At 43.1% G+C, this 15417-nt stretch carries 15 protein-coding genes; 8 read left to right on the forward strand and 7 right to left on the reverse strand.

Annotated features, from left to right (window positions below):
* Window positions 1-216 precede the first annotated feature (216 nt).
* The 4 genes from purL to CDC33_RS06275 all read left to right on the forward strand — a co-directional run bounded on the left by purL (window position 217) and on the right by CDC33_RS06275 (window position 5668).
* Window positions 217-2586, forward strand: a complete 2370-nt coding sequence (gene purL, locus CDC33_RS06260) for a phosphoribosylformylglycinamidine synthase subunit PurL (RefSeq protein ID WP_109007752.1) — start codon at window positions 217-219, stop codon at window positions 2584-2586.
* A 191-nt stretch (window positions 2587-2777) separates the two neighbouring features.
* Window positions 2778-4277 (forward strand): amidophosphoribosyltransferase, encoded by a 1500-nt coding sequence (gene purF / locus CDC33_RS06265; protein WP_109007753.1) that lies wholly within the window; start codon window positions 2778-2780, stop codon window positions 4275-4277.
* A gap of 140 nt (window positions 4278-4417) precedes the next feature.
* Window positions 4418-4984, forward strand: a complete 567-nt coding sequence (locus tag CDC33_RS06270) for a Uma2 family endonuclease (protein WP_109007754.1) — start codon at window positions 4418-4420, stop codon at window positions 4982-4984.
* A 78-nt stretch (window positions 4985-5062) separates the two neighbouring features.
* On the forward strand, window positions 5063-5668 hold the full coding sequence (locus tag CDC33_RS06275; RefSeq protein ID WP_109007755.1) for a hypothetical protein: 606 nt from the start codon (window positions 5063-5065) through the stop codon (window positions 5666-5668).
* Window positions 5669-5674: 6 nt separating this feature from the next.
* On the opposite strand, the gene CDC33_RS06280 is transcribed toward CDC33_RS06275, so the two are convergent.
* From CDC33_RS06280 to CDC33_RS06290, 3 genes are all read right to left on the reverse strand, one after another.
* A complete protein-coding gene (locus CDC33_RS06280; protein ID WP_109007756.1) occupies window positions 5675-5956 on the reverse strand; it encodes a hypothetical protein in 282 nt (93 codons plus the stop codon).
* A gap of 102 nt (window positions 5957-6058) precedes the next feature.
* Window positions 6059-7105 (reverse strand): ABC transporter permease, encoded by a 1047-nt coding sequence (locus CDC33_RS06285; RefSeq protein ID WP_109012464.1) that lies wholly within the window; start codon window positions 7103-7105, stop codon window positions 6059-6061.
* A 73-nt stretch (window positions 7106-7178) separates the two neighbouring features.
* Complete coding sequence (locus CDC33_RS06290; protein WP_109012465.1) at window positions 7179-7697, reverse strand: adenine phosphoribosyltransferase; 519 nt, start codon at window positions 7695-7697, stop codon at window positions 7179-7181.
* Between the two features lie 17 nt (window positions 7698-7714).
* Between CDC33_RS06290 and CDC33_RS37715 the strand changes: the two genes are divergently transcribed.
* From CDC33_RS37715 to CDC33_RS06300, 3 genes are all read left to right on the forward strand, one after another.
* Entirely contained in the window at window positions 7715-7912 is a 198-nt protein-coding gene (locus tag CDC33_RS37715) for a hypothetical protein (RefSeq protein ID WP_146195782.1), read from the forward strand.
* Window positions 7913-8190: 278 nt separating this feature from the next.
* Complete coding sequence (locus CDC33_RS06295) at window positions 8191-8817, forward strand: DUF3038 domain-containing protein (RefSeq protein WP_109007757.1); 627 nt, start codon at window positions 8191-8193, stop codon at window positions 8815-8817.
* On the forward strand, window positions 8814-10220 hold the full coding sequence (locus tag CDC33_RS06300; protein WP_109007758.1) for a DUF4335 domain-containing protein: 1407 nt from the start codon (window positions 8814-8816) through the stop codon (window positions 10218-10220). Before CDC33_RS06295 ends, CDC33_RS06300 begins: the two co-directional genes overlap by 4 nt.
* Before the next feature lie 153 nt (window positions 10221-10373).
* On the opposite strand, the gene tnpA is transcribed toward CDC33_RS06300, so the two are convergent.
* Window positions 10374-10787, reverse strand: coding sequence for an IS200/IS605 family transposase (gene tnpA / locus CDC33_RS06305; RefSeq protein WP_109007759.1), 414 nt, complete (start codon window positions 10785-10787; stop codon window positions 10374-10376).
* A gap of 67 nt (window positions 10788-10854) precedes the next feature.
* Here tnpA and CDC33_RS06310 point away from each other — a divergent pair, with 67 nt between their 5' ends.
* A complete protein-coding gene (locus CDC33_RS06310) occupies window positions 10855-12243 on the forward strand; it encodes an RNA-guided endonuclease InsQ/TnpB family protein (protein WP_109007760.1) in 1389 nt (462 codons plus the stop codon).
* Here the strand turns inward: CDC33_RS06310 and CDC33_RS06315 are convergent.
* The 3 genes from CDC33_RS06315 to CDC33_RS06325 all read right to left on the reverse strand — a co-directional run bounded on the left by CDC33_RS06315 (window position 12235) and on the right by CDC33_RS06325 (window position 15261).
* Entirely contained in the window at window positions 12235-12525 is a 291-nt protein-coding gene (locus CDC33_RS06315) for a four helix bundle protein (RefSeq protein WP_109007761.1), read from the reverse strand. The two genes, CDC33_RS06310 and CDC33_RS06315, sit on opposite strands and share 9 nt — an antisense overlap.
* Before the next feature lie 143 nt (window positions 12526-12668).
* Complete coding sequence (locus CDC33_RS06320) at window positions 12669-12902, reverse strand: four helix bundle protein (RefSeq protein ID WP_109007762.1); 234 nt, start codon at window positions 12900-12902, stop codon at window positions 12669-12671.
* Between the two features lie 88 nt (window positions 12903-12990).
* Window positions 12991-15261: a transglycosylase domain-containing protein gene (locus CDC33_RS06325; protein WP_109007763.1), complete on the reverse strand. Its 2271-nt coding sequence runs from the start codon at window positions 15259-15261 to the stop codon at window positions 12991-12993.
* Window positions 15262-15417: the final 156 nt, after the last annotated feature.

Consider the following 15417-nt stretch of genomic DNA (forward strand, 5'->3'; position numbering starts at 1 on the left):
TACAAAAAAATAAAATTTTATTACCTTTTACTCAGTACAATTACTACTATTTTAATATGTAATACGATTTATCTTTAGACGTATTACAATATTTTATTGAGTAAATCTATTTATTTGGTTAATCTTTAGCATTTAGCCATGAACCATTGTAGAACTGCACCTACAGGGCAAGTAAATCGATAGAATAATGCTCTGTACAATTGGTGCATTATTTCCATGACCGCCACATCTCCTGCTTTCTCCCCTCAAGAAATCGCTGCTGAAGGTCTTAAACCAGAAGAATACGCAGAAATTGTCCGTCGGTTAGGGCGTCATCCCAACAAAGCTGAACTGGGAATGTTTGGGGTAATGTGGTCAGAGCATTGCTGTTACAAAAATTCTCGACCTCTACTCAAACAATTTCCCACTGAGGGGTCCCGCATCCTCGTGGGGCCTGGTGAAAATGCTGGTGTTGTAGATTTGGGCGACGGACTCCAACTAGCTTTTAAGATTGAATCCCATAACCACCCATCAGCTGTAGAACCATTTCAAGGAGCAGCAACGGGAGTAGGTGGTATTCTCAGAGATATTTTTACAATGGGTGCGCGTCCCATTGCTCTATTAAATTCCCTGCGCTTCGGTTCCCTAGAAGATGCCAAAACTCAAAGGCTGTTCCAAGGTGTAGTGGCGGGAATTTCACATTATGGTAATTGTGTGGGAGTACCCACGGTTGGCGGCGAAGTGTACTTTGACCCGGCTTATTCTGGTAATCCCCTGGTGAACGTTATGGCACTAGGGTTGATGGAAACACCAGAAATCGTCAAATCTGGAGCATCTGGCTTAGGCAATCCCGTGCTTTATGTTGGTTCCACTACCGGGCGCGATGGGATGGGAGGCGCAAGTTTTGCCAGTGCAGAATTGAGCGATCAGTCAATAGACGATCGCCCTGCTGTGCAAGTGGGCGATCCATTTTTGGAAAAGTCGTTAATTGAAGCTTGTCTGGAAGCTTTTAAGACAGGTGCAGTTGTCGCCGCCCAGGATATGGGAGCAGCAGGTATCACCTGTTCTACTTCAGAGATGGCAGCAAAAGGCGCTGTGGGAATTGAACTAGATTTAGATAAAATTCCCGCAAGAGAAAGGGGGATGGTTCCTTATGAATATCTGCTTTCGGAATCTCAAGAACGAATGCTGTTCGTTGCCCACAAGGGGCGTGAGCAGGAATTAATCGACATTTTCCACCGTTGGGGACTTCAGGCCGTTGTAGCTGGTACTGTCATCGCTGAACCCATCGTGCGGATTCTCTTTGAAGGTAAAGTAGCAGCAGAAATTCCCGCCGAGGCTTTGGCGGAGAATACCCCACTATATAATCGGGAATTGTTGACAGAACCGCCAGAATATGCTCGTCAAGCTTGGGAATGGACACCTGATTCCTTACCTGCTTGCACAAATGCTGGAATAGAACTCCCTGAAGGCGTGCAAAGTTGGAATGATATTCTGTTAACTTTGCTCGATACACCCACGATCGCATCTAAAAACTGGGTATATCGTCAGTATGACCATCAAGTACAAAATAATACGGTAATACTCCCAGGTGGTGCAGATGCGGCTGTTATTCGTTTGCGCCCCCTTGAAGAAATCCCCAATCTAAAATCCCAAATCCCAAATCTAAAATCAGGAGTGGCAGCAACGGTAGATTGCAATCCTCGCTATGTTTATCTTGACCCTTACGAAGGGGCTAAGGCAGTGGTGGCAGAAGCTGCACGCAATCTTAGCTGTGTGGGTGCAGAACCTCTGGCGGTAACGGATAACCTGAATTTTGGCTCTCCAGAAAAACCGATTGGTTACTGGCAATTGGCAAAAGCTTGTCGTGGTTTGGCAGAAGGTTGTCGAGAATTGGCAACACCCGTCACAGGCGGTAATGTCTCTTTGTACAATGAAACCCTTGATTCTCAAGGCATCCCACAACCCATTTATCCCACCCCAGTAGTGGGTATGGTGGGCTTAATTCCCGATATCACCAAAATTTGTGGTCAAGGTTGGCAAGCAGTCGGTGATGTGATTTATCTTCTCGGATTGCCTCTGTCATCCAAAATCAGTTTGGGAGCATCGGAGTATTTAGCCACAATCCACGGTACTGTTGCCGGGAAACCGCCACAAGTAGATTTTGACTTAGAACGTCGTGTCCAGAAAGTTTGTCGTGAAGGAATTCGTAATGGTTGGGTACGTTCAGCCCACGATTCTGCTGAGGGCGGATTAGCGATCACAATAGCAGAATGTTGCATTTCTGGCAATCTTGGTGCCGAAATCAATTTAGGAATAGCACCAACACAGTTAAACCGTCTAGATGAGGTGTTGTTTGCCGAAGGTGGTGCCCGGATTTTTGTTTCTGTAGCATCAGAACAACAAGAAATTTGGGAATCATATTTACAGGAACATCTGGGTCAAGAGTGGCAAAAACTGGGTATCGTTCGTAATTATGAAACGGGTTTGGGGGTTTTCACTACTGATAACCAAGCCTTAATCAAAGTTAGGATCGAAGATATGAACGATCGCTATTTCCACGCGATCGCTAGGCGTCTTGCCATCCACACCACTAACCCCAGTTAAACAAGTAAGGAGCTAGGAATAAACAGCATAACTCCTAACTCCTCACTCCTAACTTCTAACTCTTTTATTAGCGTCTCTGATCATAATTACGGTACTGTTTTAATAGATGGTTAAAGATTTATTAAGAAAGCTGCAACTATCTATATACATAATCCCAGTGACTTGACCCCCCCACCAGGAGCAAAGCTAGCATGATTTCTATTCATTCTGTCACTTCGGATGAATACCCCGACCGGACCAACAACCCAATTAATAGTCATGAAAATCAGCCTGACAAGCCAGAAGAAGCTTGTGGTGTTTTTGGCATCTACGCACCAGGAGAAAACGTTGCGAAACTGACCTACTTTGGATTGTATGCCCTCCAGCATCGGGGTCAAGAATCAGCCGGTATTGCCACCTTTGAGGGGACACAAGTACATCTCCACAAAGATATGGGCTTGGTATCTCAAGTCTTTAATGAATCCATCTTGGATCATTTGCCTGGTAGCCTTGCTGTTGGTCATACTCGTTATTCAACCACAGGTTCTAGCCGCAAAGTTAATGCTCAACCCGCAGTACTAGAAACTCGCTTAGGTTCAATAGCATTAGCACACAATGGTAATTTAGTCAATACGGTGCAATTGCGTCAAGAGTTGCTTGAGAAAAAATGCAACTTAGTCACGACAACCGACTCAGAAATGATCGCTTTTGCGATCGCAGAAGCCATCAACGCTGGTGCAGATTGGCTAGAAGGTTCAATTCAGGCATTCCATCGTTGCCAAGGAGCCTTTAGTTTAGTTATTGGCACTCCTAACGGCGTTATGGGTGTTCGAGACACCAATGGCATTCGCCCCCTAGTAATTGGAACTTTGGCTGGTAATCCAATCCGTTACGTTTTGGCTTCCGAGACTTGTGGTTTAGACATTATTGGAGCGGAATACCTGCGAGACGTAGAACCAGGTGAATTAGTTTGGATTACTGAAGAAGGTTTGGCTTCCTATCATTGGAGCCAAAAGCCCCAGAGGAAACTGTGTATCTTTGAAATGATTTACTTTGCTCGCCCTGATAGCGTCATGCACAACGAGAGTTTGTACAGCTATCGGATGCGCTTAGGGCATCAACTAGCTAAAGAATCCTTTGTAGATGCCGATATTGTCTTTGGTGTTCCTGATTCAGGTATCCCTGCGGCGATCGGATTTTCCCAAGCTTCTGGTGTAGCTTATGCCGAAGGACTGATTAAAAATCGCTATGTTGGACGAACCTTTATTCAGCCAACCCAAACCATGCGCGAGTCAGGTATTCGGATGAAACTCAACCCCCTTAAAGATGTGCTGGTGGGTAAACGAGTAATTATTGTTGATGACTCGATTGTGCGGGGTACTACCAGCCGTAAATTGGTTAAGACTTTGCGTGAAGCGGGTGCAGTGGAAGTACACATGCGAATTTCTTCTCCACCAGTAACTCATCCCTGCTTCTATGGCATCGATACTGATTCTCAAGATCAGCTAATTGCTGCTACCAAGTCAGTAGCGGAAATTGCCAAGCAACTGGAAGTAGACAGCCTCGCCTATCTCAGTTGGGAAGGAATGCTAGAAGCGACACGAGAAGACACTAATAGTTTTTGTTCTGCCTGCTTTACTGGAGATTATCCTGTAGCGATTCCTGAGCAAGTGAAGCGTTCTAAATTGAGTTTAGAAAAGGTAGTGGTGTAGGAATTGAAGAAGGGAATAGGGTACAGGTTACAGGTTACAGGATACAGATTATTCCCTATCACCTGTCACCTCTCCTCTAATCCCAATGCCCCATCCTCATTCAAGATAAAATAGGTAAATCACCTAAATAAAAATGGTTTATGAACCAGCCGATATCTGAGAGAGTGCGCTGGACTACCGCCGATTTAGAGTTGTTTCCAGATAACGGGAACCGCTATGAAATTATTGACGGAGAATTGTTTGTGACCAGAGCGCCTCACTGGAATCATCAAAAAACTTGTGTCAGAATTAGTACTTCCTTGGATACTTGGTCACAGACTACTGCTTTGGGAGAAGTTGTGACTGCTCCAGGAATAATTTTTGGGGATAATGATAATGTTATTCCCGATGTCGTCTGGGCTAGCAACGAGAGATTGCCCCTGCTTTTAGACGAGGCGGGGCATTTAACTGGTGCGCCAGAACTGGTAATAGAGGTACTGTCTGCTGGTATTGAGAACGAAAAGCGGGACAGGGAATTTAAACTAAAGCTTTATTCAGCAAGAGGTGTTAGGGAATATTGGATTGTGGATTGGCGCAAGCAACAGGTGGAAGTTTATCGACGCGAACAAGCGAGTTTAAGGTTAGTTGCTACGTTGTTCAATGGTGATGACTTGAACTCACCCATATTGCCTAATTTTACTTGTGCGATCGCATCCTTATTTACTTAATACAAGTTCATAGAATGGCTGTAATTTCTTACTATTGGCAATTTTTAATAAAAAGTAAAAGATGAGAAGGTAGCCTATATGTCATCTTTTAAATCAAATAGTAACAATACCGTTGAAGTAGATGGAATTCAATTTGAAACGGTAATACCTAAGCCTATAGTGCTAATTCCTGCAAAGCAACCTGGTATTAAAACTCAAGTTCAGTTTGGCATTCGGATTACTAACAATACAGCAAATCCTCGTAACTTTCTACTCTTCACAGCGCGTCCAGAATTTATCCAAGCAAACAAGCAAAAGATTCCACACTCTGGCCCTCTTGTTAATACAGCTGCCTCTCCAGAATTATCTGATTTTAAATTACTGATGCCTGAAGAAAGTTTAACTTTCTTATTGGAAGGATGTTTTGAATGGTTTAAAAGTGAACTGAAGTTTGCATTTATAGGAAAAGATGCTACACATTGGTGGTATGGCAATTTTGAGTTAGGTACATACTCGATCAATGTCATATATGAAAATTCTTATCCTACCTGGGAACAGGCTAGTTGGGGGGATGGAATTATCTCTTTAATGCCAATGCGGGAGCAGCCAAAAAACAACTACCTAACACTTGAGACTATTAAAATAGAAGATGTTTGGGTGGGTAAGATTTTTACATCTCCTCTTGAGTTTCGCCTTATTCAGTAGTTGAGCTTAACTGTGCTGCAAAAACTCGACCTTGGGCAATAACGGGTCAGTTACAATACCCACACCGCTAAAACCCCAGCGTTTGAGTAAGTTTCCCAACTGTGTACGTGGAATAGATTCTACAGAAAAGCGATTTGCTACTTCTGCTGCATGAGTGTTGAGATAGCTAAGGGCATCAAAGTTTTCCTGAAACAGCAACAAATAACCTGATGTTCCGGTGTCAGGACGAGCTATGAGATAATTACCGTCAGTTTTTGAGCGCACTAAGTAATAGACTTCGGACAGCATGGAGATGGGGATCGGGAGAGTGGGGGAGCAGGGGAGGCAAGGGGAGCAGGGGGAGAAAAATTAATAACTAATGACGAATGACCAATGACTAATGACTAATGACTAATTGAGATTTTCTAGACGAATGCGTGGATCGGCGGCTTTTAACATTAAATCGGCGATTAAATTGCCAGCAATCAGCAAGACTGCGCCCATTACCAAGCTTGCCATTAACAAATATAAATCTTGAGCTTGTAAAGCTTGTAAGGTCAACCTTCCTAAACCGGGCCAGTTAAAGAAAAATTCGGCAATGAAAGCACCATTTAATAAACCAGCTAATTCAAAACCTAATAAGGTAATCAAAGGATTTATCGCATTACGGAGTGCATGAACGTAGATAACGCGATTTTCTGGCAATCCTTTGGCACGAGCCGTTTGGATGTAATCTTGACGCAGCACATCCAATAATTCACCGCGAGTGATGCGTTGTAAACCAGCAAAACTAGTAATTGAAAGGGCTATCGTCGGTAAAATCATGTGCCAGCCGATATCTAAAATTCTGCCAAACCACGTTAGTTCCGAGTGATTGATGCTAGTCATGCTACCCACTGGGAAGAAGGGCGAGGTGATTTGGGCTAAAACCAGCAACGCTAAAGCAGTGATGAAACTGGGAAAGCCTTGTCCGGCATAGCTAATTACCTGTAAAACCCGGTCTGATAGCTTATTTTGGTTAACAGCAGCAAAGATTCCCAGAGGGATAGCGATCGCCCATGTGACAATTAAAGATGCGATCGCTAATAGCAAAGTCGCTGGTACTCGTTCCCACAACAGCGATGCTACTGAACGTTGATAAATAAAACTCGTGCCAAAATCCCCTTTTGTCAAGATTCGCCATAGCCACAGCCCAAATTGTTCTGGCCAAGACTTATCCAAACCAAACTGCCGCTTGAGTTCTTCAATTCTTTCTGGCGATATCTTCGGGTTTTGCCGCAACGTATCTACATAATCTCCTGGAGCAAGTTGAATAATGAAAAACGATAACGCTGACGCCAACAACAAAGTAAGTAGTGCCTGCAATACCCGCTTTCCCACATAAACAAAAGTTTCACTCGTGACTAGCGTTATTAGCCAATCCCGACCTGTCTCCAATGAAATTCTCGTAGATATCATTTGTCCTTTGTCCTTTGTCCTTTGTCCTTTGTCCTTTGTCATTTGTTGTTTGCTAATGACCAATGACAAATAACTAATATTCAATTAGAGAGATAATCGGCACGTCCGGCAGATATTTACGCCCTTCTAAATCCCGTAGCTCGATAATAAACCCAAATCCTACTAGTTCGCAGCCAATCTTCTGCACTAACTTTGCTGTTGCACTCGCAGTTCCACCCGTGGCAATCAAATCGTCCACAATTAAAATTCGGCTACCTTGGTGTAAACCGTCTTGATGCACTTCTAGACAGTCCATACCATACTCTAGTTCATATTCAATTGAATGAACGGCTGCTGGTAACTTACCTTTTTTGCGGACGGGAATAAAACCAGATCCTAATTTATAAGCCAGGGGTGAACCAAAAATAAATCCCCTCGACTCTATACCAATGACATAATCCGCCGTTATCCCAGCTTCATGGCATTTTTGTGCTAGAAAGTCAATAGTGTAGCGCAGTCCTTCGGGATCGCGCAGCAGGGTAGTAATATCCCGAAATAAAATTCCGGGTTTAGGGAAATCTGGAATGTCACGAACGAGAGACTTCAAATCCATAAAACGAGGAGTGGGGAATGGGGAATGGGGCATGGGCAGATGGGGGAGCAGGGGAGGCAGGGGAGGATAAGGGAGTGAGGGCGATGAGGGAGAACAATTATAACCAATGCCCAATGCCCAATGCCCAATGCCCAATGCCCAATGCCCAATGCCCAATGCCCAATGCCCAATGCCCAATACCTAATTTCAGATACCTGAAAAATCGTACACTATAATGTCATACGCTGGGGATCGAGGCTGAAGCTTCGCCCTTTATTGACGATAATTAGAATCTAAATCAAGCTATAAAAGGTATTGCACTAAATAAATGAGGTGAATTAAGTTATGTTTTAAAATTTTGATTTCAATATAGGGAAAACTTTGAGTAGAAAGAGTTAAGTAATGTATATATCAGGTGGTCATGCTACTTCTACAAGTCTAATGTTCAAGTCTTGGCTACCAATCTTAAATTTGTTTTATCTAGTCTGTTGGAACCGCATAAGGTATTTATAGGATGAATGTGTCAGCAAGTTTAACGCCGTTCAACAGTCCAACTCAAGATTCACTGCCGATGGTTCTGGACACTTTGCCAGATCCTGCGATCGCTTCTAAAACGTGTCCTCGCAGAACCCGGTTGCAAATTGACCTGATTTTACTGGCAATTGAAGCTTTAGAGCTTGGTGGTTCAGAAGCAATCCTGACTTTTGCTCAAGAGTTGGATCTAAAAGGAATTGTTAAAGACAGGGTGAATTTATGGCGGATGCGTAGCTCTAATCCGCTACGGAGAGCGCACATGCGCCGTCCCTTAAGTATCATGGAAGCAAAAGCTCTGGTGGTGATTGCTTGCTATATAGCACGGCGTTTAACTGTTGTGATTCGCCAGTTACTAATGATCTGTCAACAAATGGAAGAAAAGCAGATTCCATTAGAACAGAATTTGCGCCTATCTAATTACCTAGAGAGGTTTAGAGCGCATTTTAAGAGCCGGATGAATGCTCGACGTTCTGGTGTCCTGGCATTAACTTCTGATGCAAAATTAGATGAGCTAGCGATAAATTTGTTAGGACAATTACTATTTTGTACTGGTACAACTGGAATGCAGCGATTCTGGATTAGTCTTTTTGACGGTGAAGTGGAATGAACATTCAACGTAAGTACAGTTTGCCTAATTGTACACTGCTTTTAGAAGGGTTAAGTGATGTCAGTAGGGCTGCACACTTTCAGGAAATGCGCCCGGAATTATCAATATTGGTTAATGCAGAATGTTATTTATCTGGTTATAACCAACCCCTAACCGGAGGGCGGGAATTTTTTGAAAGTTTGGTGAGGGCTGTTAGTGGCTATGCCCAAGAATTTTTGAGTAGTGTACCCAATCCGCAGGCACATAACCAGGAATCGGAGCTAGTAGAGTTTCGGAAAATTGATAGCAACCGACATAGGCTAATTATATATTCAGAAGGCGCTCCAGAGGGATTCGATAACTCTAACAATTCCAAACGTCCGCCTATCGAAATAGATTTAAATACAGTACAGTTGTTTGATTTAGTGGAAGCAGTGGATCAGTTTTTTGCTGATACCCAAACTTTACCTGAACTTTCTTTAGAACTACAACCGGTTACCAGACGCTATGGCGGTGCTAGTCAGGCTGTAATCAGACAGGCTGTTCCTGCTGCTGTGGGTGTGTCAAGTTTAGCAGTAGCAGCGATCGCCTTTAACTTGATTCCACCTCCCCAAATGCGTCCACCGCAGCCTAAACCAGATGAGCAAACTAGCTCTACAAATAATATCGCTGCTCCAGCATCAGCTGCTGCAACGCCTACACGAACACCCGCAGCTAATACAAATCCGCCAGTTAAAGATTTAGAAGCACTTTTAAATACAGTTCCAGAAATTACCGATCCATCCCAGCTGCGTGCATTGAATCGAATAGTTTACAACCAAATTCATCCAGCTTGGACTAATCGCTTAGGATTAAAACAGGATTTGATTTATCGTCTGGGTGTAGCTGCGGATGGAGCGATCGTTGGTTATAAAGCGGTGAATAAAGAGGCAAATATAGGAGTAGGTCAAACTCCTTTGCCTAACGTACTTTACAATCCAGCTAGCCGCCCTCCTATTTCTAATGAACCGATCGCCCAATTTCGAGTAGTATTTAATACAAATGGTGTGCTAGAAGTTAGCCCTTGGCGGGGTTATGCTAGGACACCACAGGTAGTAGGTGCAAAAATTACTGACTCTAATATAGTTAAAGGTTTAAACCAAAAGCTTTATAGTACAGTTCGCCAAAGCTGGAGTGGTACCCCCACCTTTACGCGGGATTTGAAATATCGGGTAGCAGTTAATAAAGATGGTGTAATTGCTGACTATGAACCACTAAACCAAGTTGCCTTTGACTATTTCCGCGAAACACCTCTTCCCAAGATGTTCAACGCTGTCTACGGTTCCAATGTAGCAGCTCCCAACAATAAAGAACCCCTCGCTCACTTCAAAGTAATATTTAAGCCTAGCGGCACACTAGAAGTTACTCCTTGGCAGGGATATTAGTAATTGGGCATGGGGCATGGGGAATGGGGCATGGGGAAAAGAATTAAGTTGCTATTTCCTATTCCCTATTCCCTATCGTACCTATGCTGAGAACCTCCGGCTAATAGCTAAGGGGATGAAAGCTATCCGCCTGATTTATCAGGCATTTTAGTTTTAATTGCTTTTTTGATTCTCAATATATTGTCTAACAACTTCGGTACTTGCTGCACCAGTAGAAGCAACAAAGTAGCTAGGACTCCAGAGAGAAGGAAGCTTTTTCAAGTGTGGAAATTCACGCCTTAAATGGTGAGATGCCCTACCCTTAATCCATCTTGCTACATCAGCAGGTGATTCATGCGTTGGGACATTTAAAAAACAATGAACATGGTCGGGCATTATTTCTAAAGCGATAAGTCTCCAACTATGCTCAACCACTAACTCTAATATAATTTCTTGTAAACGCTGTGCTACTTCTTTTATTAGCACAGCTTTTCGCCGTTTTGGAACAAATACAAAATGGTAGTTCAGGGAAGAAACCGAGCCACTTGTGCGCCTGTATTCGTAGTCTGATGGTGATAGTTTAGCCACTAATTAAATGTTGTTGAATTATATCCTGACAACAATTATAGTAAAACATACTGTCTTGTAAAAACAAGTGTACAAAACCTGTTCAATTAGGGCTAAATTTAATGATGAAGAAACAGCTTTTTGGTTAAACCAGTGCGAAAATGCTAATAGCTTGATAAATTGTGCATTGTACGAAGCCAAGAAAATTCATTATGCCAAATTGCAAGAAAATGGTAATGCCTTTACTACTTATTGGCGTGGTGATGATTTGCGTAGTGGATGGAAAACTTATAGATGTACTACAACTTACCCTGAATTAGACTTAATTCTCAAACAGAATGTGCATTACAAAGCAATGGCGGCTCAATCAGCACAGCAAACGCTAAAGTCAGTTGGCGAGTCAATTACAGCTTATAACGGACTGGTAAAAGCTTATTACAACGGTGAGGTTGATAAACCATCTTTACCAAAGTATCGAAAAAAAGGAGGACTAGCGGCTGTTACATTTCCGCGTCAGGCTTTAAGCTTCAAAGAAGGATATTTTAAACCTTCAGTCAGCAAAGAAAGTAAACCAGAATTGCTGACTGAGATTAAGTTATATCTTCCAGAGTTTATCGATTCTGACTGGGTTAAAGAAGTAACTGTGCGTCCAAATTTAGGACAATTATGGATTGATTGGGTAATTGATGATGGTAAAGAGCCAATAGAAAATAATCCCCAATTAGATTACACGCAAGCGTGGAGTTTTGACCACGGCGGTTCTAATTGGTTGACAGGTGTCTCAACCCGTGGGAAAAGTTTAATTATTGATGGTCGCAAACTCAGATCATTAAATCAAGGATATTCGCGTTTAGTTGCTAAATACAAGCAAGGAAAATCAGATTTTTATTGGGATTCCAATCTTGATAGAGTGCAGCGCAAACGGAATAATCAAATGCGAGATGCGATTAACAAAGCAGCAAGGTTTATTGTTAATCAGTGTCTTAACGACAAGGTGGGCAATATTGTTATTGGTTGGAATGCTGGACAGAAGCAAAATTCCAACATGGGAAAAAGAAATAACCAGAATTTTGTAATTATTCCTACCAGTCGGTTAATTGAGCGACTTAAACAACTCTGCCCAGAGTACGGAATTACTTTAACAATTACTGAAGAGGCATACACCAGCAAGGCATCATTTCTTGATTGCGACTCCCTACCCAGGCATGGCGAAAAGCCAGAAGGGTGGAAAGCATCAGGGAAGAGGATAGAACGAGGTTTGTACAAAAGTCGTGATGGCTTCATTATCAATGCAGACTGCAATGGTAGCGCCAACATCATGAGAAAAGTAGCCACACAGCTAGGTTTAGACTTAGCCGAGGTGGGTAGGGCAATTTTGACAGTGCCACAACGAATTGATTTGTTCAAGAGATTAAATAAATCATATCGTAAACGTTGCGAAGTGCGGCTTATAGCCGCCGTAGCAACATCAGTTTAGAATCCTCCGACTTCTAGTCGGAGGAGATGTCAAGGATTTGAAATAAGCATTGAGCTTGGGTAATAGTTCATCAAGAATTGGTTTAAATCTGCTTACATGTTCATTTGTCAATAACTGTCTGGCGTAGGCTAACCTCAACCAGCTGATAGTTTCATATAGAGACCCTCTCGCAATCTTGACAAAACGTCGATTGTCTTGGTCATTGTACCTACCTCTACCTTCTGCAATGTTTACACAAGTACTATCAGCAGACCGAACAATTTCAGGGTTAGCGCATCTCAAACCCTATTGACACGGTGGTTTTGGGGTTCAACCAAAGCACAAATAAGTTCAAAATTACTACACTGAGCCAAGGGGTGGGATTGACATTTTCGTATTTATGTGGTCAAAAAACATAAAAAGCTATTTGACCCATGTTTTTTCAATCATTTACGACAATTTGTCCTATTTTGAATGAAAAACTGATATTCAGATAGAGTTTTAAGCTTTTTGTCTGTATCAAGAGCTACAAAATTAGATGCGCTTACCCTGCGAACAATTTGCTTGCCTATTGTATCTTTAGTGAAATTGTCCCATGATTTAACAATACGCCAAATCTCATTAGCTAGCTTTTCAGCAAGTTGATAAACTTCTAAATCCTCAAAATCAGGTCTTCTCACAAAATTCTATTGATCAATAAATGATCAATAGTTCCCAATTCTCAATGCCCAATGCCCAATGCCCAATGCCCAATGCCCCATGCCCAATTTACCTCGTAATTCTCCGCATATAATTCCCCCACAATTGAGCTGCTTGAGCGCTGCTACCAGATGTAGGGGAATTATTATCGTTTCCCAGCCAGACACCGGTTACAAGCCGCCGACTGGGGATAAAACCTATGAACCATAAGTCAACGTTTTTATCAGTAGTGCCTGTTTTCCCAGCTTCCCCCAGTCCAATTGCAGCACTACGCCCAGTCCCTCTGGTGACTACGCCACGCATCAAACTAGTCATCTCATCGGCTACACCATTTGACAGAACTCGTTTGTTGGCATCTGGATCTTGGTCGAAGGAGTAGATTACACGACAGGTTTTGATATCATTGCGATCGCGGCAATCACCGCTGTCTAAAATTCGGTTAATCGCATGGGGAGGATTCCATACACCACCATTACTAATAGCGCCAAAAGCACCAGTCATTTCCAAAACATTGACTACACTTTGACCTAGTACTAAGCCAGGAACTGGATCAAGGGTTGACTTGATTCCCAAATTCTGTGCCATTGCCACGACTTTATTCAGCCCAATTTCTTTTGCAACTCGTAGGGCAATGGGATTTTCTGAAAGAGCCAGCCCTGTGGCAATATCTAAAGTAGCCTCAGCACCAGCACGACAGGGTTTATAAGTAAAGCCTTGCCAAGTTAAAGGGGCACAAGAATAACTTTTTGATCCTGGAATTCCCTGTTGAATAGCAGCAGTGTAAGCAAAGATTTTGAAGGTGGAACCTGGTTGTCTTTTGGCTTGAACGGCACGATTGAACTGACTTTTTCTGTAATCAGTCCCGCCCACCATTGCCAGAATACTGCCCGTACTAGAGTCAAGAGTGACTATCGCCCCTTGAGAAAAATTAAAATTTCTGCCGGCGTTGTTCACTGAATTATTTAACGCCGCTTCTGCTTGGCTTTGTATCGCTGGATCAAGCTTGGTTTCAATGATATAATTTCCTTCTCTTGCAGCTCCCTCCCCTAAGATTGATTCAAGCTCAGAGAAGACGTAACTGTAAAAATAAGGAGCGATCGTCTTAGCTTGCTGTTCACACACTTTAGGACTAATTTGGACAGTGGAGCGTCTAGCTCGGTTCGCATCCTCAGGCTTGATTTTGCCCATCTCCAGCAACCGCTTAATCACACGATTTCGGTATTCAGCTGCTTCTAATTTATTTGGCGCATCCCCACAAAAATCGAAAGCGTTGGGAGCAGGTAAAATCCCTACCAATGTTGCTGCTTCTGCCAAAGTTAATTCTTTAGCGGGCTTCTCAAAATAATATCGGGATGCATCCTCAAAGCCAGAGGTATCTCCCCCTAAAAAAACCCGATTTAAGTACATCAGCAAAATATCATCTTTGCTGTAAAAGGTTTCGAGCTTTAGGGCAACAACTGCTTCTCGCAATTTGCGTCCAAGGGTATCTTGCCTGCCTACATACTCGCGGAACAAACTGCGGGCAACTTGCTGGGTAACAGTGCTGGCTCCTTGTTGCACATCTCCACTACGGCTATTAATCAATACGGCTCGTAAAATTCCTACAGGATCAACCCCGAAGTGCCAGTAATAACGACTATCCTCTGAAGCCACCACCGCAGCAGGCAAATAAGGGCCAAATTCGTCTAATCGCTTCATGTCTACGTGAGAGATAGTCCGAGGCTCTCTCAGGGGAGTGGCTCCATCACGGGCGTAAACAACTACTGGGGCGCGTGTAGCTGTAGGTAGGGGTCTAACTGAAAACTTCAGCCATTCGACGCCAATTACTAACGCTAACAGGGCACTAGTACCACCGACGCCATAAGCTGTCCAACTTGCAGCTTTCACATACCAGGCTGGTGGATCGACGTATTGCAACCGCACAGAAGCGGCGAGTTCTGGGGGGCCCAAAGTGAGAATATCGCCGTGACGCAGTTCTAGAGAATTGACACGACGCTTGCCACGATAAATGCCATTGGTAGAGTTTTCATCTTTAATGACGAAAACTGGTGTGCGTTGGCTAGAATTCCGCGATAGCGACAGGTGAATTTGGCTGACAACAGGGTTACGGATGACGATATCGCTGGATTTGGAGCTACGACCTAGAATATAGCGATCGCCCAACAGTGGATATACCTCTGCTTTATCCGCCCCCGCATCCTGCACCCAAAGTTCCGGTACTTTGGCATTAGGCTTGAGCGCCAATTTAGAAAAATCGACCCTAGCTTGGATAGTATGTACCGCTTGAGTCAGTTGACCAAGTAAAGTTTGTGGCTTTTGAGGGGGTTGGGGAGAACTCATCGGCTATTTACATCACACTTTTTAGTGAAGAATCGGGCGAATTACAATCAATTTAGATGTTAGTCTTTCATCATTTTACTCATAAGCCAAAGCAGAAATTATCTATACGGAATTTTTTGGCTTAATTTATACTTAATACCAACCTATCCCTGCTAA

The organism is Nostoc commune NIES-4072 (assembly GCF_003113895.1).
GTDB classification, from domain to species: domain Bacteria; phylum Cyanobacteriota; class Cyanobacteriia; order Cyanobacteriales; family Nostocaceae; genus Nostoc; species Nostoc commune.